This window comes from Natronobacillus azotifigens (genome assembly GCF_026805325.1).
In the GTDB taxonomy this organism is placed as follows: Bacteria; Bacillota; Bacilli; order Bacillales; family Amphibacillaceae; genus Natronobacillus; species Natronobacillus azotifigens.
On the sequence record NZ_JAPRAT010000001.1, the window covers coordinates 186,455 to 210,446 of the forward strand.

Below are 23,992 nucleotides of genomic sequence, written 5' to 3' on the forward strand. Positions count from 1 at the left end.
TCAAACATTGACTTTTAACTGTTCTAGTGAAAAAATAATGAAAGTCAATAATAGAAATATATATTAATTGCATGGAGAGAATTTCATATGGAAGAACAATTAGTACGACATGATTTGCCAAGATTAACAAAGAGAATACTAATGGATTATTTTTATGCAACAAGACCGTTATCCCTGACTTTAGCTCTATACTCAACAACGATTGGTATTGTACTTGCTTCTCATGACGGATTCTTGTTTCAATCAGATAATCTATTAATCGATCTAGTGAAGATAATATTAGTTACGATTGCGGGATTATTTGTACAAGCGGGGGCTAATCTAATTAATGATTATTTTGAATGTGAGTATAAATATCGACCGCAAAGTATAACGAAGTATCGGTTTTTAGGGAAAGATCGAACGCTTTTTGATATTTCAATCTTTTTATTTGGAATGGTATGTTTTGCGATGACTGGACTGATTGGTATCGTTTTATTAGCCATCAGCTCACGTGCTGTGCTACTCGTTGGTATTTTAGGGATGATCGGAAGCTATGCGTATACTGGGGAGCCTATCGTTTATAAAAAGAGAGGATTAGGAACGCCTTTGTCTTTTCTCTTAATGGGCCCACTTATGGTTTATGGAGCTTACGTGGTGTTTTCTGAATCATTTTCATGGGCACCGATTTTATTAGGTTTACCTGTAAGTTTATTGATACCAGCACTTATGTTAAGCAATGAATTGCGCGACTTTGACCGAGATAAAGATTTAGGAATTCGGACATTAACGGTCCGTCTAGGATTTCGTTTTGGACGCAATCTCTACATAGGTTTACTAGTTTCATGCTATTTGTTGGTTCTTCTATTTGTTCTTATCAATAGGCTACCTATATATTCGCTTGTTACTTGGCTTACGATTCCTTTAGCAATGAAAAGTTATCGATTGGTTGCGGTAGATCAGAAGGCCTTGGTTCCCGAAACAAACAAACTGCATCTGTCGTTTGGATTATTACTTATTCTAAGTATGTTACTATAATAACGTAGGGGGAAATATTTTCCCCTACGTTATTATCATAGTTAAATGCGCAGGATGTCAAAAAAACTGTGCGTTTAGCTTTTTCATCTTAAAACAAGGACAATTGGGCTTAACTAGGAAACATTACGAAGGGATTTATGTCCATTGGTATGGAGTTTCCTGATAGACATAATAATTTAGCCAGTTGGAAAATAATAAATAACCCTCAGAGCGCCAACGATTTATTGGAGCATTATCCACATTATTTTCTGGGAAATAATCTGTAGGCATATGTATATTCAACCCTTTAGCTAAATCACGTTTGTACTCTTCTGCTAGTGTTGTAGCATCATATTCGATATGTCCAGTGATCATGATATGTTTTTCATCTTTTGAAGCAATCAAAAATGGACCTGCATTTTTTGATTTATCTAAGATGAATAGATCAGGATGATTGTCGATTGCTTCATAATCTGCATCTGTATTTCGAGAATGTGGTGCAAAAAACTCATCATTTATTCCGCGAACGAGCTTACATGTTGGTTTAATAATGTGATGATTGAATATACCACTAATTTTTGCGGGTCGATCTGATTTTGTTATGCCATAATGATAATATAAGGCGGCCTGTGCTCCCCAACAGATGTGAAGAACAGAGGTAACGTTTGTGTTAGTCCATTTCATGATTTCGGTTATCTCTTGCCAATAACTCACTTCTTCAAAAGCTAAATGTTCAACAGGTGCTCCAGTAATTATCATTCCGTCATAGTGCTTGCTTTTAATATCGGAGAATGTTTGATAAAACTGCTTTAAATGAGATTTTGGAACATTTTTTGATTGATAGCTTTCTGTGTGAATAAAATCAACATAAACCTGTAATGGCGAGTTGCTAAGTAAGCGTAATAACTGAGTTTCTGTACGTTCTTTTTCGGGCATTAAATTAAGAATTAATATATTTAATGGTCGAATATCTTGTGATGTTGCTCGATCTGGATCCATTAAGAAGATATTCTCTTTTTCTAAAATAGATCGAGCAGGTAATTTCTTTGGAATATTAATTGGCATCGTTCACCATCTCCCCCCACATAGTCCTGTCTAATCATTATAGCCACCATTTCCAATATCGGCAACAGATTAGAAAAAAATCCCGAAGAGAAGTGTGAATTTTCATATTATTCGTTAGTTATTTCACTGCATTAGTGTTTCTCAATTTTGCCTTCTTAAAAATAGTAACTCTGGGTGTTAGCAGCGGGGATAAGTCCTTTTCAAAAAAATCCCCCCTGGTTTTCTGTTAGGAATGACCAGGAGGGTGCGTTTTTTGGTTACTTTATCTTATCAGGCAATGCTACAATGGATTGAATTAATGTGTTTAGTTTTCCTTCAATTCGATGTAACAAGTAAAATGTTACTGCAATTGGAAAGCCAACATCTGTTAGAAACGATAGCAATGTCTCCTCCATAGAAAGTAACTCCTTTCCTAATTTAATAGAAAGAGGGAGTAATGCTTACACATTATCCCTCTCTCCAGTTGGGTTAAATTTCAATCATTTCAACAGTACGCTCGACGATTCTCGCACTATGCTTTTCTTTTAAATCGCCACCCGTAGAATAGAACACGTTCTCTGAAATCATTTGATCCATTGCTTCATTAATTGCTGTTGGATCAGCGGGTTCGATTGGTTCATCTAATGTGAAAGTAACGACACGGTTTTCTTCATTAAGGAATTTCAATTCTAATGTTTTCATCAATCATTCACCTCTTTTCTCATCTGTTTTTTCAGTGATTACGCACGGGTTAAGAGTGTCGTATCATTACGACGTACGGTTTGCAAAGGAAGTTGTTGCAAGGATACTAATACATCCGTGATTGCAAGCAATTGTTCTGATGTTGCATCTGTTTTGACATTATTAAATGCCTTTGTCTTCGTAATTACATCGCCACTAATGTCGTCAAAACCTGTTACGAAAACTAACTGCAAACGTGAATCTACTTTTTCAGCTACTGCCATGGTAAGCACCTCCTTTCGTCCATATAATCGCAACGGTAAGAACAGGAAGTGCCTATATGAAAATAAAAAGTTACCTATTAGAAACGAATACATTAAATATGATATACTTTTCTTTAACATGTTTTGCTGAATGATTTTGGCTTTACTTATGTTTAAAAGGCACGGTTAATAAGAAGAAATAAAATTCATTGCGAATTTCGAGCAAAAATAGAGGGAGCAGATAATAATGAAGAATAAATCGGTTATTTTTTTTGATATTGATGGTACTTTATTAGACCACGAAAAACAGCTACCATTATCAACAAAGAAAGCTGTAAAACAATTAAAAGAAGCGGGACATATCGTTGCTATAGCAACTGGTCGTGCCCCGTTTATGTATGAAGACCTTCGGAAAGAGTTATCGATTGATACATATGTTAGTTATAATGGTTCTTACGTCGTTGTAGAAGGGAAGGAAATTTTCACAAATCCATTAGATATTCCTTCGTTAGAAAAAATGACAGCAGATGGACTTGCAAGAAATCATCCAATTGTTTATATGGATGCGACTGATATGAAAGCAAATGTACCTGAACATGCATACATAAACGAAAGTATTGCTACATTAAAAATCAAACATTTTCCAACCCATGATCCAGCTTATTATCAAGGTCGAGATATCTATCAATCGTTATTTTTCTGTACAGAAGGGGAAGAGGTGTATTATCAAGAGAAATATCCTTCCTTTGATTTTGTTCGGTGGCATCCATTATCAGTTGATGTACTACCTAAAGGTGGTTCAAAAGCGAATGGAATTAAGTATGTGTTAGAAGCATTAAGAATTTCAGAAGCAAATCAATATGCTTTTGGAGATGGTTTAAATGATATTGAAATGCTTCGAAGTATTCCTAATAGTGTCGCAATGGGTAACGCGGTAGAAGAAGTAAAAGAAGTTGCTAAATATGTGACCAAGGATGTTAGTGATGATGGAATTTTACATGGGCTTACATTGGTTGGCTTAGTGACAAAGTAAAACAGAAGATCCGTGCAATGTTTTTATTATGGACGGTTGCTCCAGTATAAGATTTGTTTCGAATTCTTCATATGATTCTATCAAAGAGAAAGAAGTGAATTGCATCTTACGAAGAAAAACAATGAATGAAGAAAGTTATCAATACCGCACAAAAAAACCATCGATTGTCTTTTACTGTTCAGCAGTAATTGTTTCGTTATTTGTTTTATGGGGAGCGATCACGCCTTCTTCTTTATATGAAGCAACAGCAGAAGCGTTGGATTGGATGATTCATCATTTTGGCTGGTTTTATATGCTGGTAACACTATCGTTTGTGGTTTTTGTGATTGGCTTAGCTGCAGGTCCTTATGGAAGGCTAAAGTTAGGAAAACCGGATGATTTACCCGAATACACATGGTTTTCATGGATAGGTATGCTATTTGCGGCGGGAGTAGGTGTTGGTTTTGTTTTTTGGGGAGTGGCTGAACCATTGCTATACTTTGGTGATCCCCCACCAATTGGAGTGGAGGCGAATACGACTGAAGCTGCGTTAGCTAGTTTGCGCTATAGCGTTTTTCATTGGGCACTGCACCCATGGGCGATCTTCTCCATTATCGGACTAACGCTCGCTTACGTTCAATACAAAAAGGATCAACCGGCCTTAATAAGTTCTGCCTTCTATCCATTAATTGGGGAAAAGGCTAATGGGAAAACAGGACAGGCAATTAATTTTCTTGCAGTTATCACGACAGCAATAGGTGTAGCTACTACTTTTGGTTTAAGTGCTTTACAAATTAGTGGTGGACTATCTTATTTAACCAATATCCCTAATAATGCCACCACACAAATGGTGATTATAGGAATCGTAACGATTTTATTCATGATTTCTGCGGCAAGAGGGGTCAATAAAGGGATCAAAATATTAAGTAACACAAATTTAGTGGTAGCGGTATTATTGTTTACCTTTGTAATCGTTGTAGGACCGACAATTTTTATATTAGAAAATACGGTTACAACATTAGGGGGGTATGTAAGTAATCTTATTCCGATGAGCTTAACATTAACACCATTCTCTGATTCAGATTGGCTGGGGAGAAATACTATTTTCTTTTGGGCATGGCATGTATCATGGGCTCCTTTCGTTGGTTTGTTCATTGCACGAATCTCTAGAGGAAGAACGATTCGTGAATTTATTGCGGGAGTGTTAGTTGTACCTTCCTTAGTCGCCATTCTTTGGTTTTCTGTTTTCGGTGGGACAGCCTTAAATATTGAAATGATTCAATCTGGTGGAATTGCAGAGCTTGTGAATAATGAAGTTGAGGTTGCGTTATTCGCAATGTTGGCTGAATTGCCATTACACACTGTTACATCTACTTTAGCCGTTTTACTTGTTATCATTTTCTTTATTACTTCTGCTGATTCAGCTTCTTATGTATTGGGGGTAATGAGTTCAAAAGGAAGTCTTTCTCCTAAACGGTGGGTTAAATTTGTATGGGGGATATTAATAGCAGGAACCGCTAGTGTGCTTTTGCTAAGTGGAGAGGGAGGATTGGATGCACTTCAGACCGCATCTATAGTTGTTGCACTACCGTTTACGGTAATCATGATCCTGATGATTATCTCCGTTTTATTCATGTTCAGTAATGATCTATATGTGCAAGGTAGACAGGAGAAAAAAGAAAACAATACAAAAGAATAATGAATTAGAAAAGCCTGTATTGTGAATGATTCACACAATGCAGGCTTTTCCATTGTTTTTTGAAAGCGAAAAAGACATAAAATGTTCACAATTATGTGATGTTTTTCACATAAATTCGTTATAATATTCTGCTATAATGAATTTAGTGAGAATAGTTATCATTTAGAACGTGTACATGAAGTTCCTAGCCATAGAGGCTTTTTTTAAAAAGACATAATGATAATGATTATCATTATTAAGGAGGGTTGAACATGAATTTATATGAGATGAAGAAAAACACACGTTGTTTTATTGAAGGTGTTCCCAATAATCAGCTGCTTTCTATTTTTGGAATTAGACCGGGATGTGAGATTTGTGTGTTAACAAGACAACCTTTTCATGGCCCGATCGTAGTTAAGCACAAACATAGAAATATTGCGATTGATAAACACTTTGCTTTAAACATTGATGTTAGGTTGGTGAATTAGTTTATGGATTGTCATGTTGAGTATGATGGGAAGTTTGATCATAAAAATGCTGTGTTGCTAATTGGTAACCCTAACGTAGGTAAGAGTGTTATTTTTTCCAAATTAACTGGTATACATGTGATGTCATCCAACTATGCTGGGACAACGGTTCAATTAATGACAGGAAAAATGGAGGCAAATAAAGCAAAGGTTCCTGTGGTTGATTTACCGGGAACATATTCTTTACAAGCTAATTCAGAGGCTGAAATGGTGGCAGTGAATATACTTAATCAAGGTGGAAGAGTGATTGTTTGTGTATTAGATGCAACGAATTTAGCTCGCGACTTAATGTTAGCGAGAGAGCTAGAAAAATTTCAGGTTCCCATTGTATATGCTTTAAATTTGGTTGATGTTGCAGAACGCAAGGGGATCTCGATCGATAGCAAGGAATTAGGAAGGTTATTACATGCTCCTGTAATCGAAACAGTTGCAACGAAAAACATAGGAATCCCACAATTAAAAGAATCAATTGCTTATTTTTATCATGCAAGTATTGATTCGAGTGAGCGATTGGATTCCTCATTTAAAACACTTCATGATGAGAGTATCGACGAAATTGTTAATCAGGTTGAAACGATTTCAACGGTTAAGCAAACATGGATCGATCGAATTGGTGAAGCTATGTTAAGGCCGATACCTGGGGTGCCAATTGCAATGTTTGTTCTTGCCCTTTCTTTAGGAATCGTTGTAGGTGGAGGGAAAGCACTACGCTCCCTTCTGTTGCTACCAATAGTAAATGACTTTTATGTTCCAAATATTACTGCACTAGTCGAACGATTTCTATCTGAGGGAGCACTTCAGAATATATTAGTTGGTGAATTTGGTGTTTTAGTAAAAGGTATTGAGTGGCCCTTTGCCTTAATATTACCATATGTGTTGTTGTTTTATTTTGTGCTTTCTTTTCTAGAAGATAGCGGATATTTACCTAGACTAGCCGTTTTAGTAGATGGATTATTACGAAAAGTAGGTCTACCTGGTCACAATATTGTTCCATTTATTATGGGGTATGGGTGCGCCGTTCCTGCTATTTTAGGTACGAGAGCTTCAACCTCCTACAAAGAACGATTAATTCTTACTTGTCTTATTTCAATTGGAGTTCCTTGTACAGCACAAACGGGAGCATTTATCGCTTTATTAGGTGATCAATCCATTCTTGCCTTATTATTTATTTTTATTTTATCCTTTGGTGTTATTATTTTCGCTGGTACGATGTTAAATCGGTGGGTCCCAGGCCGAGCAGAACCAGTGATTATCGATGTTCCTAGCTTACTAGTACCTAACTTTAGTTCTTTTATGAAAAAGATCTGGATTCGATTGAAACACTTTTTATTAGAAGCTGAAATACCGATGATGTTAGGAATTATCTTGGCAGCCTTAATTTTTGAAACAGCTCTTATTCATTTACTTGGAAGTTGGCTTGAGCCACTAATGGTTCATTGGCTTGGTTTACCAAAAGAGGCTAGTATTACGCTACTGCTTGGCATTATTCGACGTGAATTAGCCGTGATGCCTTTGTTAGAGATGAATTTAAGTGTATTACAATTAATTGTTGGTTCAGTCGTTGCCCTTTTCTATCTACCATGTATTTCTGTGTTTATTGTATTAGTAAAGGAATTTAAACTAAAAGTAGCGATCTATCTTTTTCTTGCTACTACGACTTTAGCATTATTATTTGGTGGGCTTATTCATCAAATTGGTAGATTTGTATTATTTTTGTTAGAAAGATAGGTGATATCTATGTGTTTTATTCGTTGGACAACAAAGTGGTTAGAGCAATCTGCGTCTTGTCGCTGTATTGGTTGGTATTTGTTTGAAAAATATTACCGAAACATCGTTACAACAGAAATTGATTTAGGCAATATAGGTGCGGAAGATCGCGTGCTGTGTATCGGAGGAGGTTCAGTCCCGGCTACTGCTATTGTCATCGCCCAAAAAACGAAGGCAAATGTCACTGTCATTGATATAGATGCTGATGCCGTTAACAGAGCGAACAAAGTAATAAAAAAGTTAAAGTTAACAGATCTTATTGATGTAATTCAAGCAGGTGGCGAAGAAATATGTCCGAAAGATTTTTCTGTTGTACATATCGCTAGACAAGTATTTCCTCAAAAAAGAGTACTTCAGTCTGTATGGCTTCGCTCCATTCGAGGAACTCGTATTTTGGTTCGGCAACAAAACGATAGAGGTTTACTAGCACGTTTGGTTAGAAAAATGAATGCAACAACGTTACTTGTTAGGTAATCAGAATGAAAAGAAAAAAATACATTTTCAGTTGTCTGCTTTTACTTATTGTGTTTCTATTTTTCATTGATATTACAGATATCGTCCAGGGATTTCGCCAGATTCATTTTGAGTACTTTATTGTTTTATTTTTTCTTCAAATCGTATCGATGATATTGATAAACGTGCAGTGGTTGTCAATTAATCGTTGGTTGAAGTTGGATCAGGTTTTCTCGGTTATTGTAGAAATGAATATGTTAGGTAATTTAGTTGAAGTGATTACTCCCGCTGTCAAGGCAGGTGGAGAAGTTACGAAGGTGGTTTGGCTTGCGAAGAACAATCACTTGAAGGCTGGTGTGGCTACTGCTTATGTTGGAACACAGAAAATCATTAGTTTAGCTGGGTTCTTATGTTTGAATTTTATTAGTACTCTATTCTTTCTAATAGGTAATTATCGTGTTATCAATCATTGGTTATTGATCATCAGTTTATTATTGCTTATTATCCTCTTTTTGCTCGTTTTGTATCTATTCCTATATCCAGGACAAATAAAAAAAGGCATTATCCGTTTTAAACGATGGAAGAACAATAATAAAATCGAGGATTTTTTTGTTCAACTAGAAGAAACGGTTAAGCAACTGAAAAGCAATTACTGTTATTTGATTTATCAGTTAATCCTTTCGATTGTTATTTGGTTATTGTTTGCAGTTAAACTAGCTTATTTGTGTAGTGTTTTTGATCTTAACCTTCCTTTTTTTGTTATTGCGATGATGACATATATAACATACTTGATCGGAATGATTCCAATGCTACCAGGAGGAATTGGTACTTTTGAGGCTAGTCTTATCCTGTTTCTTACCTCGTTTGGCGCATCCACTGACATCGTATTTGCTATTGCTCTATTGTTTCGCCTTGCTACATATTGGTTAGTGTTTTTCATCAGCATAAGTTATTTATTCATGAAAGGATTTTACACATGGCTATTAAGAAAAAAATTCCAAACCTTGTAACCTTCTTAAATTTACTCTGCGGATTATTAGCAATTTTATTAATAAGCATGAATCCTAATGGTTCTACTTTTTTGATCAGCTCTATTCTAATTTTTCTAGCTGCAATCACAGACTTTTTGGATGGGCATTTAGCGAGAAGATGGCAAGCAGAGACATTGGTGGGAAAAGAACTAGATTCATTAGCCGACATCACTTCATTTGGCTTTGCTCCCATTCTAATCGCGTTTCACTTGTATCTATCAAATTTCGGATGGTTTGGCTTTATTGTGGTATTCATCTACGTTCTTTCGGGTGCTTATCGCCTAGCTTGTTACAATGTGAAAAAATTTTATGGTGTTTACCAGGGACTTCCCATTACGGTGGGAGGAATGGGGGTAACTATAATCAATCTTATCGTATATCGATTGTTGAAATCTGAAACAATCTTGACCTACCATTATCCATTTTGTCTAATTCTCATTTTGTTGATCGCATATTTTATGAATTCAAAAATCAAAATGAAAAAAATTTGGTAAGAACACAAATTATATATAGGAGTGTATATTCATGATGGAAGTTATTGTGGTGATGTTGTTAATTAGTTATATTGGGGGGCTAATTTTTCGTTTAATCAAAAAGAATAAAATTGAACCATGTAAAGATTGTGTGTTAAAAAATAGTTGTCAGCCGCTACAATCTGCTTCGTCATGCAAAGATAAAAGGAAAGTTTATCAAAAGTAATGATCCCCTATTGCAAATCCTGCAGTCCCACCCTTTCATATACTCGTTTCTTTCGTCTTACTTATTGGAAAGTGACACGCTGTAACGTGACATAACAAGCGTTAGCATGTCACGATCAGCCCCTTATAAAATTTGCTTCTTATTTTTTAAAAAAAGACCAAGTGGTTTTCCCTTTTTTTTATCCACAAATAATTCTTATTCAGATTCTCTTGAAAAATTAATAAAAGGATATAGGCTGGTCTATTAATATTTGCTAAAATAGAAAAAGAAAGCAATAAATATAAGGAGAGTAACTATGACTTGCAAAGGCTGTTCTGCTTCTGTCAGACATACAAAAGCGGAAGTAGAAGCATTAGTGAAAGATCAACTTGCATTAGAAATAGATGTTGTATCCAATTCAGTCTATCAAGAAAGACTTTCCATTTGTGAACGATGTCCGAACTTACAATATGGAACCACATGTGGTTATTGTGGTTGTTTTGTTGCGTTTCGGGCAAAGCTAGCATATAAAAGATGTCCCGATCCATCTGGGGCCAAGTGGGCTTGATAGGAATTTTGAGGGAAGAAGAGGGGATAATAGTGAAAAGTCAATTAAAACAAGATGTAGATCAGTTAGCAAAAGAGTTAATTGCAATAAGTGATGACTTATATAATCATCCAGAACTTGGGGATCAAGAATTTGAGTCCATGAAAAAACTCGTAAAATTATTAGAGCAACACCATTTTGTTGTAGAAACAGATATTGTGGGACGACCAACTGCGTTTCGTGCAACGTATGATAGCAATAAGCCTGGTCCAACCATAGCTTTTTTAGCAGAATATGATGCGTTGCCTGGAATTGGCCATGGATGTGGTCATAACCTGATTGGCACGATGAGTGTTGGAGCGGGGATTAGTTTAAGCAAGCGGGTAGATCAAGTTGGTGGGAAAATTGTCGTACTTGGCACACCAGCAGAAGAAACAAATGGAGCAAAAGTGCCAATGGCAGAGGCGAATGTTTTTGAGGATATTGATGTTGCGATGATGGCTCACCCAAACGGGGTATCCAGTAGAAGTGGGACATCACTTGCGATGGATGCGATTGAATTTGCTTATCAAGGAAAAACTAGTCATGCAGCAACTTCACCTGAGGAAGGAATCAACGCACTCGATAGTGTCATTCAATTATTCAATGGAATAAACGCACTTCGTCAACATGTAAAGTCAGATGTTCGAATCCATGGAATTATTGCAGAAGGTGGAGTCGCAGCGAATGTTGTACCTGAACGAGCGGTGGCTCAATTTTATATCCGTGCAAAAGAACGCTCCTACCTAAATGAAGTTGTCGAGAAAGTAAAAGCGATAGCAGAGGCTGCAGCGAAAATGACCGGAGCTACCTTAGCCATGCGTCCATATGAATTAAGTTATGATGATATGCGAACGAACGAAACATTATCTGAAGCTTTTAATCAAAATCTAATAGAAGCTGGTGAGACAACCATCTATCCAGCAGATAAAGGCAGTGGCTCAATTGATATGGGGAATGTAAGTCAAGTAGTACCCGCCATTCATCCATATATCGGGTTAGACAAACCAGAATTGATTGCACACACCCAAGCGTTTGCAGATCAAACCATCACACCAGCAGGTCATCAGACCCTTGTTCGAGGTGTATTGGCTTTAGCGTTAACTGGTTATGATGTTCTCACAGATAAAGCATTATTGAGCCAAATAAAAGTAGAATTTGAACGAGGAATTTGATAGGAAAAAATTTATTTTTGCTTTTTTAAACATTTTACTTCCCAAACGGATAATTATTTGTTAAAATTCATTATCATGTATAAATATACAAAATGAAGAGGGGAAGAAATAATGAAAAAAATTGTACTGTTAATGATGTTGATTGGTTTATTCACGTTGGGACTAGTTGCATGTGGTACGACAGATAATGATGTAACAGAGCCAAGTGATGAAAATACAGAAGTAAATAACGAAAATACCCAAGCGGATAATGATGCTTCCAATGATGATGGTGAACCGGAAGAAAGAGACACGTTGATTATGGCAACTTCTGCTGATTATCCACCATTTGAATTTAGAGATACTAGTGGAGAGATTGTTGGTTTTGATATAGCTTTAGCTTATTATATTGCAGGTGAATTAGGTTATGAGTTAGAAATTCGCGACATGGACTTTAATGGTTTAATAGGAGCTCTTCAGAACAATCGAGTTGATATGGTTATCTCTGGAATGTCAGCAACGGAATCAAGAAGAGAAAATGTTGACTTCTCTACAGAATACCATCATTCTGCTGAAATGTTTATCACACAACAGGGATCAGATATTACTTCCATCGAAGATTTTAATGGAAAGAGAATCGGTGTCCAACTAGGCTCCATTCAAGAAGAAGGTGCAGAAGCCTTAAAAGAACAATATGATATTGAAATACACGCAGTTGACCAGGCAACAACGTTAATTCAAGAATTAAATACGAACCGTATTGATATAGCGTATATGGATAAATCCGCTGCGCTTGGATTTATCGAATCACAAAATTTAGCGGGATTTGATGATCCAACATCTAATTCACCAGGAATGGCGGTTGCTTTTCCAAAAGGTAGCGATCTTGTTGAACGAGTGAATGCAGCGATTGCGAGTGCAGAGGAATCTGGATATTTGCAAGAATTAAGAGACGAATGGTTAAGTGAAGAAGACTAAACAAATAGAAATTATTATATAGAAATGAGGTGTAAGGCATGAATTTGGATTTTAGCCAAATCGTGCCTTATATTCCTTTTATGCTAGAAGGAATATGGGTAACAATACGATTTGTAATAGTAGCAATTATCCTTGGATTTATTTTAGGTACATTGCTAGCTCTTTGTAAAATTAGCAGTATTCGGTTACTAAGAGCAATTGCTGGCAGCTACACATCTATTTTCCGGGGAACACCATTAATTTTACAATTGATGCTGTTTCATTATGCGGTACCACAACTTACAGGTTATGACATTACACCATTTATGTCCGCAATATTGGCGTTTGGTTTAAATTCAGCAGCGTATGTTTCAGAAATCATTCGCGCAGGCATTCAAGCGGTTGATAAAGGGCAAACAGAAGCGGCAAAAGCACTTGGTGTTCCTTATCGTGAAATGATGATCGATATTATTTTACCACAAGCAATGAAAAACATATTGCCTGCATTGATGAATGAGTTCATTACATTAACAAAAGAATCAGCGCTTGTTTCTACGATTGGATATTTAGATTTAATGCGTCGTTCACAGGTTGTTGGATCTAGTCTATTTCGGAACTTTGAACCATTACTTTTCGTTGGTGTGATATACTGGCTTATGGTTACGGGATTATCTGTACTTGGTAGAATGGTTGAACGGAGGTTGAATGTTAGTGATTAAGGTAGAAAATTTATCGAAAAAATTTGGGGATAATGAAGTTCTTAAAGATATATCTGCAGAGGTAAAAAAAGGAGAAGTGGTTTCTATTATCGGACCTTCTGGCTCTGGAAAATCGACCTTTCTTCGTTGTATTAATTTATTGGAAAAACCAACAGCTGGGAAGATTTTTGTTGCTGGACAAGAGTTAACAGATCCAAAAATTAATGTAACAAAAGCACGAGAAAAAGTAGGAATGGTATTTCAGCACTTTCATTTATTTCCACATCTAACGGTGCTTGAGAATTTAACCTATGCTCCAATGAAAGTTAAAAAAGAAACGAAAACAGTTGCACAAGAAAAAGCACGTGAACTACTTCTTAAGGTTGGCTTAGCTGAAAAAGCTGATGCTTATCCGAATAGTCTTTCTGGCGGGCAGAAACAGCGTGTTGCTATCGCTAGGGCGTTATCGATGGAGCCGGATTTAATGTTGTTTGACGAACCGACTTCTGCGCTTGATCCAGAGATGGTTAAGGAAGTGTTAGATGTCATGAAAGATTTGGCCCATTCCGGAATGACTATGGCAGTAGTGACACACGAGATGGGATTTGCGCGCGAAGTAGCAGATCGAGTGTTATTTCTTGATGAAGGTCGTTTGGTGGAGTCAGGAGAGCCTATTCCGTTTTTTGAAAATCCTCAAACCGAACGCGCAAAAAGTTTTCTAGACAAAATTTTATAATCTTTTTAGATATTCAGAAAATAGCGTTCGTGAGTAGTAACTCACGAACGCTATTTTTAATGGAAATTCGGATGTTCTGTCTTCATGGCACCTATATTATTATTCTTTTATTTATAAACTGTATTGATTGACCGTTATTCGGCATAATTATATAATAGTAGATAACAAGATAAAATGAAATTTAAATCAGTGGGGTTTTTTAGGTAACCTCATACTGATTGTTAGCTGAAGCTTTCGGGGCATTAGCCACCGTTATTCCACTTAAATTGCTCAGATATTCTTGTTGCTTTATGGTGGAAGTCATATGGAAGATTGCTTCGGGATAAAACAGTTAAGTTAGACAACTAGAAAGGAGCTAATAATGAATCCTTCCCATTTTGAACATTTACCTCCATTTATTAAAAAAGAAATGGAAAAAATCGCTGAAAAAGTACAACCGTTATTAAAGAAAAACACAACCTATTTTATGTTTGGTTTACCACTGATGCTTGTAGGTGGATTAAATATTGCGATGCACTACACGCAAGGAAGCTTAACGATGAACAGTATACTTGTGCCAGCAATTTATGCGTTGATGGCTGCTATTGGTCTTGCTCTTTTTCAAGAATCAAGAGGCCTTAAAAAACAAATTCATCGAATTGGAAAGGCTCATATGGTTGAGCGGATCAAGCAAAGTGACATCATAGAAGAAAATAGAAAACAAATCTATATATTAACTGTAGAAAAGCAAACGAAGATGGATTTACAGCCATTCTTTAAGTTTCTAACAGAAGAAAATAAAGAACGTCAAAATACGTATTTTTAAAAAAAGCAAGCCCAGTTTTTCAACTGGACTTGCTTTTATGGTAATAAGGAACTTCTTGTAAGGTGATTTTCCGTTCAATAATTTCTAATAATAACAGATAAATGAAATGGCGGTCTAACTTATACTTTAATGCGGCAAAATAAGCTTCGACTAATAGTTCATTGGTTAATTCCTTCATTCGAATCCCCTCTTTCGCTAAGTTAGTTAATCTTTCGTTTCTCAAGTGGAAAATTCTTTTGAAAGTTGTCTTATTACTTTTACATACAATAAGTAGTTGTTAAATTCCAAAAAATCATTTAATATGATTGTTAGCAAGAATTACGAGTTATTTTGACTTGTGTTCGTTTATGAGGTGAAAAGATGCAATTTTTACTAGACTCTATGCAGTCGCCAGTGAATAATTTTCTTGGTATATTTTTATATTTAACATTATTGATTGTTCTCACTATTGTAGTGGTCACGTTATTACTTTTCTTGATTCCGAACAAGCTTACTACACGAATAAAGAATGCAATAATTGGTGGAATAACTTTTCTCGCTGTAGTCATTTGGTTTTATGTAGTGATCCTTAGTCGCTTTCGTTAACTTTTCATTAATAATCTTTCCCGTTTAATGGAATTTTAAACCTATATTTTCAAAAGATAGATAAATGTGAGTAAATGAATGGCATCGGTATATTTTATTTGATAAAATATGAATTAAGCATAAGTGAAAATAAAAAAAAGAAGTAGGGGATTACTTCTTTTTTTTATTTAAATGAAAACGCAATCAATAGGGGGATTTAGATGGATACAGTAGATATTGAAACATTGGCAAAGAAAGTGAAAGACAATATTCAACAAGTAATCGTTGGTAAAGAGGATGTAATTGATCAGATGCTTGTAGCTTTATTAGCATCACGCCATGTACTTCTTGAGGATGTACCTGGTACGGGAAAAACGCTATTAGCTAAGACACTAGCAGCTTCGCTAGATTGTACATATAAACGAGTGCAGTTTACCCCTGATTTATTACCTACAGATGTCACAGGTCTAACTATTTATCGACCACAAACAGGTGAATTTGATTTTCAGCCGGGACCTGTTTTTACCAATGTTTTATTGGCAGATGAAATTAATCGTGCTACCCCAAGAACACAATCAAGTCTGTTAGAAAGCATGGAAGAACATCAAGTGACCATTGATGGAAAAACGCATGTACTAGAACAACCATTTTTCGTTATAGCAACGCAAAACCCAATTGAGAGTCAAGGTACTTTTCCTTTGCCGGAGGCACAATTGGATCGATTCTTTTTAAAAATTAACATTGGTTATCCAAGTAAAGATGAAGGGGTAAAAATCCTAAAGCGGTTTAAAAAAACAACCCCGCTTCTCGATTTGGCACCTGTCATAGATCAAGTAGAATTAGTGAAAGCACAGAAACAATTTACAGATATTGAGGTTACGGAGCCTTTGTATCAGTACATTATAGAAATAGTTGAACAATCACGGAAGCATGAAGATGTTGAAATCGGGATTAGTCCACGTGGATCACAGGCTTTATTAAGAGCAGCGCAGGCCTATGCGGCAATCAAGGGTAGAAACTATGTTATTCCAGATGATGTAAAAGCTATGGCTGTTGGGGTGCTTAGTCATCGCTTAGTTCTGAATCCGATGGCAAGTCGCGCACAAAATGGGAAAGAAAAAGTGATAAAAAGTTTGCTCAAACAGGTACACGTTCCAACGGAAAATAAAGAGGAGTTGTAATAGATGAATATTTCCTGGATCATTTTTATTTTGGTTCTTATCATCTATTTTCAGATTTTTCTTTATAACAAATGGGGTCTGAGTAAAATTAGTTACCATCGTAGTTTTGATAAATCTTACGTTTTTGCGAAACAAGAAGTTGTTATGGTGGATCAGGTATCCAATAAAAAATTATTACCATTACCTTGGGTTCGATTAGAAGCAAAGATTAATCGTAATTTACAGTTACACCAAATGGAAGATGAAGTATCAGAAGATAGTGAATTTCATCGTACATTGTTTACTTTATTGCCTTACCAAAAAGTAACAAGGAAACATTATTTGACATGTATGAAGCGTGGTGTTTATCCATTAACTTCGGTAGCACTAACGGTAGGAGATTTGTTTGGGTTTCAAGAAATTTTTCATCTCTATCAAACCAATGCAACAATTACGGTCTATCCAGAACTACTTTCTTTCGAAGAGATACCATTGCCTGCACATCGATTTTTAGGAGATCAAACAGTAAAACGTTGGATTATGGAAGATCCTTTCCTTACTGTAGGTACACGAGACTACCAATCTACAGATCCTGCTCATCGTATTAATTGGAAAGCTTCTGCAAGAACAAATCAAATGCAAGTAAATGTTCATGACTATACAGCTGATCATGATATAATTATCCTATTTAATGCAGATCAATCGGATGATATCTGGTTACCTATTGAAGATGAAGCATTATTTGAACAAGCATTAAGCTATGCTGCGACAATAACACATTACTTACTAGAAAATGGAGAGCGAGTAGGTTTTGGAACGAATGCCGTTTTAGAGGATGATAAGTCAGAAAAGAATCCACCATTTGTTCAAATAGAAGCAGATGCAGGTAATGGACATTTTTATCATGTATTAGATAGAATGGCAAATTTAACGTATCAAAGAAGTAGAAATTTTCACTATTTGTTGGATTTATATCAGGAAGAAAAAAATAGAAAGCAAGATTTTTTGATTATTACAAAGTATGTAAACGAAAGAATGGAAAAAGAGATTGACGAAATCAAAAAAAATGGAAATACTGTTGAAATTCTCACTATGGGACGCCTAGAGGAGGAATTAGCATAATGAAAAGGTATATGATGAAATTCTTCTACAGTTTTCTAGAGTATCTCGCTTTATTTCCGGTTTTCCTCTGGTTCAATGGCTTGCTCTTATCGAATACGTTTGATGGATTTGATTGGTTTTATTTGTTAGGTTATTATTGGCTAGGCATAATGGTCGGGAGCTGGTTCAATAAACAGGTATTACAATGGGGAAACATCCTGCTTCTGTCAGGAATCTTCATTTATTTCTTTGATATGAATACGCTTTGGATTACTTTACTTGTGTTTGTACTAATGAGTGCGATTCTATATCGAGGTATTTTGTATGCAAACGAGAGTTCAGATCAAATCTTTCGACTAGAACTGATGTGGGCTTTTAGCGTACCATTATACTTTATTAGTTACCCAATCTTTCGTTGGGCAGCAACGTTCGATTATGATGAAAATTTACTCTCCTTCGTTGGAGTCGTGTTTATGGTGCTGCTTTTATTTCTTTTAAATAACGACCATTTGAAAAATGCAACGTTGGCAAAAGGAGATAGGAAGCGCATCAATCATAAAGTTCTACGTCAAAATCGCTTTTATTTGATTATGTTGTTTGTTGTGGTTTTTCTCATTACGCAATACAATGTCGTTCGATCTGTACTAAGTTATTTTGCTCGATCTGTATTTCAATTTTTCCTTTGGTTGCTTCAGCTTTTTCAAGGCAGCCCTGAAGAAGAGGGGCGCATAGGTCCAGCGGGGGAAATGGATTTCTTTGTTACAGAAGAGACTAGTGAACGATCACGGCTTGCAGAAATAATTGATCAAATACTGTATACTGTTATTACGATTTTATTAATAATTGCCGTTTTGATTTTGGTTTACATCGCTTTCAAAAAACTATCAAGGTTACTCGTAAGGTTTAGTCAATTTGTTCGACACATCATTGGTGTACTTGCAAATAAATCAGATAAATGGAATCAAACTTCCAAAACAGGTTATGATGATGAAAAAGAATCATTGCTCGAACTAAATTGGCACAAGAAAATTGTTGATAATACGAAAAAATTTGTAAGAAAAAGATTTGCTAAAAGAATAAATTGGGAAAAACTCACTGACCAAGAAAAAGTACGTTTTCTTTACAAGCAATTTATTATCCAAGCTGAGCGGGATGGATATCAGATTCAGGCAAGCGACACAGCGCTAGAAGCAGTAACTCTTGTCAATGACGAATGGATATTAACAGAGCATGAACGGGAAACACTTGCTAAGCTATATAGCAGGGCGAGATATAGTAACGAACCATTGGAAGATGTAAAAATCTTAGACCAGTTTACGAAATTGCATCATAAGTAGCCCTTTATCCAGGAGCAACCGTTCGTAAGACAAGGAGAATAACGAGTTGTTTACGGGAAAGTAATGGATGCTAGCACCTCGAATGGTTTAAGGGCCTTTAGGTCATCCTTTAGCATTAACAATCAGTGGGGGAATACCTAAAAGCTCCCACGTTTCAATTTATCGGATGAAATAAGCATTTTAATTGACGAGAAAATAAATATTTTGTACGATTACCTTGAATTCGAAATATATTTCGATTGGAGGATGGATAATGAAACATATTTTTCAAGCAGGAAAAAAGGAACATCCAACACTTTTATTACTACATGGTACAGGTGGATCAGAAAAAGATCTATTATCACTTGCTGAAGTAATAGACCCTAATGCTAGTGTATTAAGCGTTCGAGGTAACGTGTTAGAAAATGGAATGTCTAGATTCTTTCGTCGCTTAGAGGAAGGCGTATTTGATGAAGAAGACCTCATTAATCGCACGGTAGAACTCAATGATTTTCTTACAGAAGCTGCAAAAGAATACAATTTTGATCGAGATAATGTGATTGCCATTGGCTATTCCAATGGTGCAAATATAGCTGGAAGTTTGTTATTTCATCATGAAGATAGTTTACGCGCAGCAATTTTACATCATCCGATGGTGCCAAGACGCAATGTGGATATACCTAATCTTGCCGAGGTGAAAGTGTTTATTGGAGCAGGAATCAACGATCCACTTTGTTCTGCACAAGAGACAAAAGAGCTAGCAACAATCTTAACCGACCATCATGCCGAAGTGTCGGTTCATTGGGAAGAAAATGGTCATCAACTAACACAAACTGAAGTGGAAGCTGCAGCTGAATGGTACAGAACGTTATCATAACCTATTCAAGTAACATTAGGTTTAAAGAAGTAAGATGAATTTCATTTATCCCGAAGCAACCGTCCGTAAGATTCCCACTTCAAAATAACTAGAAAAGCAAGTTGTTTAAGTGGGCGTAACGGACGCTAGCACCCCGAATGGTTCAAGGGCCTTTAGGTCATCCTTTAGGACTAACAATCAGCGGGGGAATACCTAAAAACCCCACTGATTGAAGTTTCATTTTATTTGTTTATAGCGATTTAATAACATCCGTGAGTAATTACTCACGGATGTTATTTTTTTCAGTAGAACTAATTGATCTTCAAATCGCTGTTAAGACTCTTATATCAAAACCATTTAGAAAAGTAAAAGTTGATTCACTTTGTATCGTTTAACGAACAATCAGTGATGATGGCTAAAGGCCTCATTATCCACTCCAAGTTCGTACTGATCAACTACCTCACAAAATAATAGCCCCTAGGTGAATCGTAACGAGTTATACCTTCCCTTTATTTTCTAGTTAGAAATCACTTGTATAGCAAATGAGCACCATCTTGAGCAATCTTTTATCTTTTTATTTAAAATACCTATTTACAAATGGTTAAATTTCAATTAAAATTCAACTGTACTAATAAGACTAATACGGTTATTACAGTTGGGTAGGTGATGATAATGATATTTGATCTAGATTTACGAAGTCGTGATCCAATTTATCAGCAACTGGTTGATAAGTTTAAAGAATTAATTATAAGTAATATTTTAAAACAAGATGAACAACTCCCGTCTGTACGTGTGTTAGCGCAACAGTTAACAATCAACCCAAATACGATTCAAAAAGCCTATCGAGAATTGGAATCACAAGGCTATATCTATTCTGTGAAAGGAAAGGGAAGTTTTGTAGACGCAACAGCTCAAGTAGAAAATCGTGCTGCCTTAAAAGAAATAGAAGGTGAACTAATGAAATTAATGAAAGAGGCAATGTTTCTCGGTTTAGATAAATCTGATTTAAAGAAATTAGTTGATCAAGCAAAAGAAGAATCAGGAGGGGGAATAGCAAATGATTAGTGTGACTGATTTAAAGAAATCGTTTGAGCGTAGCGAAGTACTTTCGAGTGTTACGGTTAACGTTAATAAAGGATCAATTTACGGGTTATTGGGCTCGAATGGGGCTGGAAAAACAACTTTATTAAAGATAATTGCTGGTATTTATAAACAAGATAGCGGTCAAGTATCGTATGAAAAGGAAAACGTTTTTGAAAACGTATCTCTAAAGGAACGGATCATCTTTATTCCCGATTTTCCTTATTTTTTCCCACAATATACAATCAAACAAATGGCGGATTTTTATCAAAGTACTTACCCGAATTGGAATAATACACGGTTTCACACATTACATCAATTATTAGGGCTTGATCTAAAGAAAAAAGTACAACAATTATCAAAAGGAATGCAACGACAAGTGGCTTTTTGGTTAGCGCTTAGCGCAATGCCTGATTATCTTATATTAGATGAACCTTTCGACGGACTTGATGCTGTGATTCGTAAAAAAGTGAAAAATTTAATTATTCAAGATGTAGCTGATCGTCAAATGACTGTGATTGTTTCTTCTCACAATTTACGTGAAGTTGAAGATATATGCGATCATGTAGGAATTTTGCATCACGGTAGTTTTATCCTTGAGAAGGATCTAGATGATCTAAAGTCAGATATTCATAAAATCCAAATTGCATTTAAGGATACCCCTCCAAAAGAATTGTTTAAGGATTTCACTGTATTACATAAAGAAAAGCGAGGTAGTGTATTTTTAGTCATTGTAAAAGGTGATCGAAAAAAACTGGATCCACTTATTCAAAATAGCCAACCGGTTGTTTATGACTTATTACCTTTAACTTTAGAAGAAATATTTGTTTATGAAATGGAGGGTGTAGGATATGCGATTGAGAACATCTTGGTATAATCATGAACTTACAAAACAAAATTTCCGGCAAACCGGTTGGATTAGCTTAGTTTACTTTGTTTCTTTATTGGTTGCGATCGTCTTAAATATATTTATGCGAATAGGGCATAATGAATCATATTATTATGGTTATGATATAAATTTGTTCTATCTCGGTTCATTTTTTCAGGTTCTTGCTATCTTTCTTGTCCCGGTAATGACAGCAATGTTGTTGATGCGGTATTTACATCAAAAAAATGCTACCGATTTTATGCACAGTCTACCTTTGAAAAGAGAAAAAGTGTTTATTCATCAAATTGTTTTCGGCTATTGCTCGATATTGTTACCTGTGTATATAGTGGGATTCATTTTGTATATCATGCACCATACACTTGAAGTTTCCAAGTTATACGGATTAGCTGAGTTGGGCTATTGGTTAGGCGTTACTACAGTACTCCTTTCCCTGGTCTTCGCTGTAAGTATTTTTGTCGGCCTATTGACAGGATTGTCAATTATACAAGGGGTCTTTTCCTTTATCTTTCTCTTGTTTCCAGCAGGGATTACCGTTTTAGCTGTCTTTAATTTAAATTATGCAATGATTGGTATTGCAGACAGCTATCTTATGGACGAAAAGGTATTTGAATTCTCCCCAATTACCAATAGTGTTAACATCATATTCAATGATGCAGCAGATACTTCCACCCTTGTGTGGTATATCATTGTCACGCTTATTCTTTTTGGTCTTAGTATGGTGCTTTACAAATTTCGACCAGTGGAAGTGGCAACTCAAGCCGTTGCTTTTCGCTGGTTGAGACCAATTTTTATCTATAGTTTTACCTTTTGCTTTATGTTAGTTGGTGGTTTTTATTTTGGTATTCTTCAACATGAATACAACTGGATTTTGTTTGGGTATTTATTATTTTCAATCTTTGGTTATCTTATAGCGCAAATGATCATCCATAAAACGTGGCGAGTATTTACTCAATGGAAAGAGTATTTATTTTTCTTATTAGGTACTACACTTTTGGTTGTACTGATTATCTTAGATATTACAGGTTTTCAAAATCGCATTCCTGCAACAGATAGAATTGAGCAGGTGTACTTATATGATCAACACTCGAGATTTTACTTATACCAAGATTTATTCGAAGAAAACCCTGGTATTACTGCAGTTGAAGAAATTGAAATCGTGCGTAATTTGCATCAACAATTTATTAATGATTCAAATCGACAGGATTTTTTGGATTATAATAATCAAACTGTATCGATCCATTATGATCTTGTGAACGGGAGACAATTGGTGCGCCAATATCACCTCGATGATTTGTCAAAGTATACAGGAGAATTGACAAAAATTCATGCATCAGATGCTTATAAACAATACACACAAGAGGTTTTCTTGATCGATCAAACTGATATCAGTAGCATGAGTGTTACAAGTGATATGAGACATAAAGAAGTGCAGATCTATAGTTCGAATCAAATTGCAGAAGCTTTAGAAGCTTTGCGTAAGGATATTTTAGCTCAAAGTTATGAAGAATTGGTTAATCCGGAGCTGTATTTAGGGGAAGTAAATATATTCATATCTCTTTATCATTCTAATCTTTACCTTCCGATTTATTCTACCTATGACTATTTTCTTGAGTGGTTAGAAAAAGAAAAGATGACAGAAGATGTGTTGCTTATGCCTAATGAGATTGATCGAATGTTCATAGTCGATGAAAGTATCAACGAAGAAATGGCTGAGAAGGGTGCATCCTATTATGTGGAACATAATCCCAATGCTGAAGGTGTGATAGAAATTAGTGATGAGGAAGAAATTAAGCAATTATTCGAGTCACTTGTTCCAGAGAGGGGGGAGGAGTCTGATTCTCGCTTTGCTGTTTGGATTTATTTGAAAGATGAGGAAGAAAATTTCCAATGGTATTGGGTGAAAAAGGATTTTCTACCTTCCTTTGTATTCGATGAGATATAGTAAGTTAGCAAGTTAAAG

Annotated in this window: 27 protein-coding genes; 22 read left to right on the forward strand and 5 right to left on the reverse strand. The window is 35.7% G+C overall.

Going from position 1 to position 23,992, the window contains the following annotated elements; genetic code table 11:
* Nucleotides 1-87: 87 nt before the first annotated feature.
* Nucleotides 88-1,017 (forward strand): prenyltransferase, encoded by a 930-nt coding sequence (locus tag OWO01_RS00775; protein ID WP_268778504.1) that lies wholly within the window; start codon nucleotides 88-90, stop codon nucleotides 1,015-1,017.
* A 135-nt stretch (nucleotides 1,018-1,152) separates the two neighbouring features.
* Here the strand turns inward: OWO01_RS00775 and metA are convergent, their stop codons facing one another.
* From metA to OWO01_RS00795, 4 genes are all read right to left on the reverse strand, one after another.
* Nucleotides 1,153-2,061, reverse strand: coding sequence for a homoserine O-acetyltransferase MetA (metA, locus tag OWO01_RS00780; RefSeq protein ID WP_268778505.1), 909 nt, complete (start codon nucleotides 2,059-2,061; stop codon nucleotides 1,153-1,155).
* Between the two features lie 257 nt (nucleotides 2,062-2,318).
* Entirely contained in the window at nucleotides 2,319-2,456 is a 138-nt protein-coding gene (locus OWO01_RS00785; protein WP_268778506.1) for a YvrJ family protein, read from the reverse strand.
* Nucleotides 2,457-2,529: 73 nt separating this feature from the next.
* Nucleotides 2,530-2,742 carry a DUF2922 domain-containing protein gene (locus tag OWO01_RS00790; RefSeq protein ID WP_268778507.1) on the reverse strand — a complete coding sequence of 71 codons (213 nt, stop codon included), beginning with the start codon at nucleotides 2,740-2,742 and terminating at the stop codon, nucleotides 2,530-2,532.
* Between the two features lie 38 nt (nucleotides 2,743-2,780).
* The gene (locus OWO01_RS00795; RefSeq protein ID WP_268778508.1) at nucleotides 2,781-3,005 is read right to left on the reverse strand and encodes a DUF1659 domain-containing protein; all 225 of its coding nucleotides are present in this window, start codon (nucleotides 3,003-3,005) and stop codon (nucleotides 2,781-2,783) included.
* A 226-nt stretch (nucleotides 3,006-3,231) separates the two neighbouring features.
* Between OWO01_RS00795 and OWO01_RS00800 the strand changes: the two genes are divergently transcribed.
* From OWO01_RS00800 to OWO01_RS00860, 13 genes are all read left to right on the forward strand, one after another.
* Nucleotides 3,232-4,017, forward strand: coding sequence for a Cof-type HAD-IIB family hydrolase (locus OWO01_RS00800; protein WP_268778509.1), 786 nt, complete (start codon nucleotides 3,232-3,234; stop codon nucleotides 4,015-4,017).
* A 94-nt stretch (nucleotides 4,018-4,111) separates the two neighbouring features.
* On the forward strand, nucleotides 4,112-5,695 hold the full coding sequence (locus OWO01_RS00805) for a BCCT family transporter (RefSeq protein WP_268778510.1): 1,584 nt from the start codon (nucleotides 4,112-4,114) through the stop codon (nucleotides 5,693-5,695).
* A 251-nt stretch (nucleotides 5,696-5,946) separates the two neighbouring features.
* On the forward strand, nucleotides 5,947-6,162 hold the full coding sequence (locus tag OWO01_RS00810; protein WP_268778511.1) for a FeoA family protein: 216 nt from the start codon (nucleotides 5,947-5,949) through the stop codon (nucleotides 6,160-6,162).
* Between the two features lie 3 nt (nucleotides 6,163-6,165).
* The gene (locus OWO01_RS00815; RefSeq protein ID WP_268778512.1) at nucleotides 6,166-7,929 is read left to right on the forward strand and encodes a ferrous iron transporter B; all 1,764 of its coding nucleotides are present in this window, start codon (nucleotides 6,166-6,168) and stop codon (nucleotides 7,927-7,929) included.
* A 9-nt stretch (nucleotides 7,930-7,938) separates the two neighbouring features.
* Complete coding sequence (locus OWO01_RS00820; protein ID WP_268778513.1) at nucleotides 7,939-8,442, forward strand: hypothetical protein; 504 nt, start codon at nucleotides 7,939-7,941, stop codon at nucleotides 8,440-8,442.
* A gap of 5 nt (nucleotides 8,443-8,447) precedes the next feature.
* Nucleotides 8,448-9,431, forward strand: coding sequence for a lysylphosphatidylglycerol synthase transmembrane domain-containing protein (locus tag OWO01_RS00825; protein WP_268778514.1), 984 nt, complete (start codon nucleotides 8,448-8,450; stop codon nucleotides 9,429-9,431).
* On the forward strand, nucleotides 9,398-9,946 hold the full coding sequence (locus OWO01_RS00830; protein ID WP_268778515.1) for a CDP-alcohol phosphatidyltransferase family protein: 549 nt from the start codon (nucleotides 9,398-9,400) through the stop codon (nucleotides 9,944-9,946). Before OWO01_RS00825 ends, OWO01_RS00830 begins: the two co-directional genes overlap by 34 nt.
* Nucleotides 9,947-10,446: 500 nt before the next feature.
* Nucleotides 10,447-10,698 carry a DUF6171 family protein gene (locus OWO01_RS00835; protein WP_268778516.1) on the forward strand — a complete coding sequence of 84 codons (252 nt, stop codon included), beginning with the start codon at nucleotides 10,447-10,449 and terminating at the stop codon, nucleotides 10,696-10,698.
* Nucleotides 10,699-10,730: 32 nt separating this feature from the next.
* Nucleotides 10,731-11,891: a M20 family metallopeptidase gene (locus tag OWO01_RS00840; RefSeq protein WP_268778517.1), complete on the forward strand. Its 1,161-nt coding sequence runs from the start codon at nucleotides 10,731-10,733 to the stop codon at nucleotides 11,889-11,891.
* Between the two features lie 111 nt (nucleotides 11,892-12,002).
* The gene (locus tag OWO01_RS00845; protein ID WP_268778518.1) at nucleotides 12,003-12,848 is read left to right on the forward strand and encodes an ABC transporter substrate-binding protein; all 846 of its coding nucleotides are present in this window, start codon (nucleotides 12,003-12,005) and stop codon (nucleotides 12,846-12,848) included.
* 38 nt (nucleotides 12,849-12,886) lie between these two features.
* The gene (locus OWO01_RS00850; protein WP_268778519.1) at nucleotides 12,887-13,546 is read left to right on the forward strand and encodes an amino acid ABC transporter permease; all 660 of its coding nucleotides are present in this window, start codon (nucleotides 12,887-12,889) and stop codon (nucleotides 13,544-13,546) included.
* On the forward strand, nucleotides 13,539-14,261 hold the full coding sequence (locus OWO01_RS00855; protein WP_268778520.1) for an amino acid ABC transporter ATP-binding protein: 723 nt from the start codon (nucleotides 13,539-13,541) through the stop codon (nucleotides 14,259-14,261). The genes OWO01_RS00850 and OWO01_RS00855 overlap by 8 nt, the downstream gene beginning before the upstream one ends.
* A 361-nt stretch (nucleotides 14,262-14,622) precedes the next feature.
* Nucleotides 14,623-15,066, forward strand: a complete 444-nt coding sequence (locus tag OWO01_RS00860) for a DUF5392 family protein (protein ID WP_268778521.1) — start codon at nucleotides 14,623-14,625, stop codon at nucleotides 15,064-15,066.
* A gap of 19 nt (nucleotides 15,067-15,085) precedes the next feature.
* Here OWO01_RS00860 and sda read toward each other — a convergent pair whose 3' ends face one another.
* Complete coding sequence (gene sda / locus OWO01_RS00865) at nucleotides 15,086-15,244, reverse strand: sporulation histidine kinase inhibitor Sda (protein ID WP_268778522.1); 159 nt, start codon at nucleotides 15,242-15,244, stop codon at nucleotides 15,086-15,088.
* 182 nt (nucleotides 15,245-15,426) lie between these two features.
* On the opposite strand from sda, the gene OWO01_RS00870 reads away from it, so the two are divergent.
* The 8 genes from OWO01_RS00870 (at nucleotide 15,427) to OWO01_RS00905 (ending at nucleotide 23,974) form a co-directional block, all read left to right on the forward strand.
* Entirely contained in the window at nucleotides 15,427-15,651 is a 225-nt protein-coding gene (locus OWO01_RS00870) for a hypothetical protein (protein ID WP_268778523.1), read from the forward strand.
* Nucleotides 15,652-15,851: 200 nt separating this feature from the next.
* Nucleotides 15,852-16,811, forward strand: coding sequence for an AAA family ATPase (locus OWO01_RS00875; protein ID WP_268778524.1), 960 nt, complete (start codon nucleotides 15,852-15,854; stop codon nucleotides 16,809-16,811).
* Between the two features lie 3 nt (nucleotides 16,812-16,814).
* The gene (locus OWO01_RS00880; protein WP_268778525.1) at nucleotides 16,815-17,912 is read left to right on the forward strand and encodes a DUF58 domain-containing protein; all 1,098 of its coding nucleotides are present in this window, start codon (nucleotides 16,815-16,817) and stop codon (nucleotides 17,910-17,912) included.
* Nucleotides 17,912-19,228 carry a DUF4129 domain-containing protein gene (locus OWO01_RS00885; RefSeq protein WP_268778526.1) on the forward strand — a complete coding sequence of 439 codons (1,317 nt, stop codon included), beginning with the start codon at nucleotides 17,912-17,914 and terminating at the stop codon, nucleotides 19,226-19,228. The genes OWO01_RS00880 and OWO01_RS00885 overlap by 1 nt, the downstream gene beginning before the upstream one ends.
* A gap of 253 nt (nucleotides 19,229-19,481) precedes the next feature.
* Nucleotides 19,482-20,084: an alpha/beta hydrolase gene (locus tag OWO01_RS00890; protein ID WP_268778527.1), complete on the forward strand. Its 603-nt coding sequence runs from the start codon at nucleotides 19,482-19,484 to the stop codon at nucleotides 20,082-20,084.
* Nucleotides 20,085-20,738: 654 nt separating this feature from the next.
* Nucleotides 20,739-21,128: a GntR family transcriptional regulator gene (locus OWO01_RS00895; RefSeq protein WP_268778555.1), complete on the forward strand. Its 390-nt coding sequence runs from the start codon at nucleotides 20,739-20,741 to the stop codon at nucleotides 21,126-21,128.
* Nucleotides 21,121-22,020 carry an ABC transporter ATP-binding protein gene (locus OWO01_RS00900; protein ID WP_268778528.1) on the forward strand — a complete coding sequence of 300 codons (900 nt, stop codon included), beginning with the start codon at nucleotides 21,121-21,123 and terminating at the stop codon, nucleotides 22,018-22,020. Before OWO01_RS00895 ends, OWO01_RS00900 begins: the two co-directional genes overlap by 8 nt.
* Nucleotides 21,995-23,974 carry an ABC-2 family transporter permease gene (locus OWO01_RS00905; protein ID WP_268778529.1) on the forward strand — a complete coding sequence of 660 codons (1,980 nt, stop codon included), beginning with the start codon at nucleotides 21,995-21,997 and terminating at the stop codon, nucleotides 23,972-23,974. The genes OWO01_RS00900 and OWO01_RS00905 overlap by 26 nt, the downstream gene beginning before the upstream one ends.
* Nucleotides 23,975-23,992: the final 18 nt, after the last annotated feature.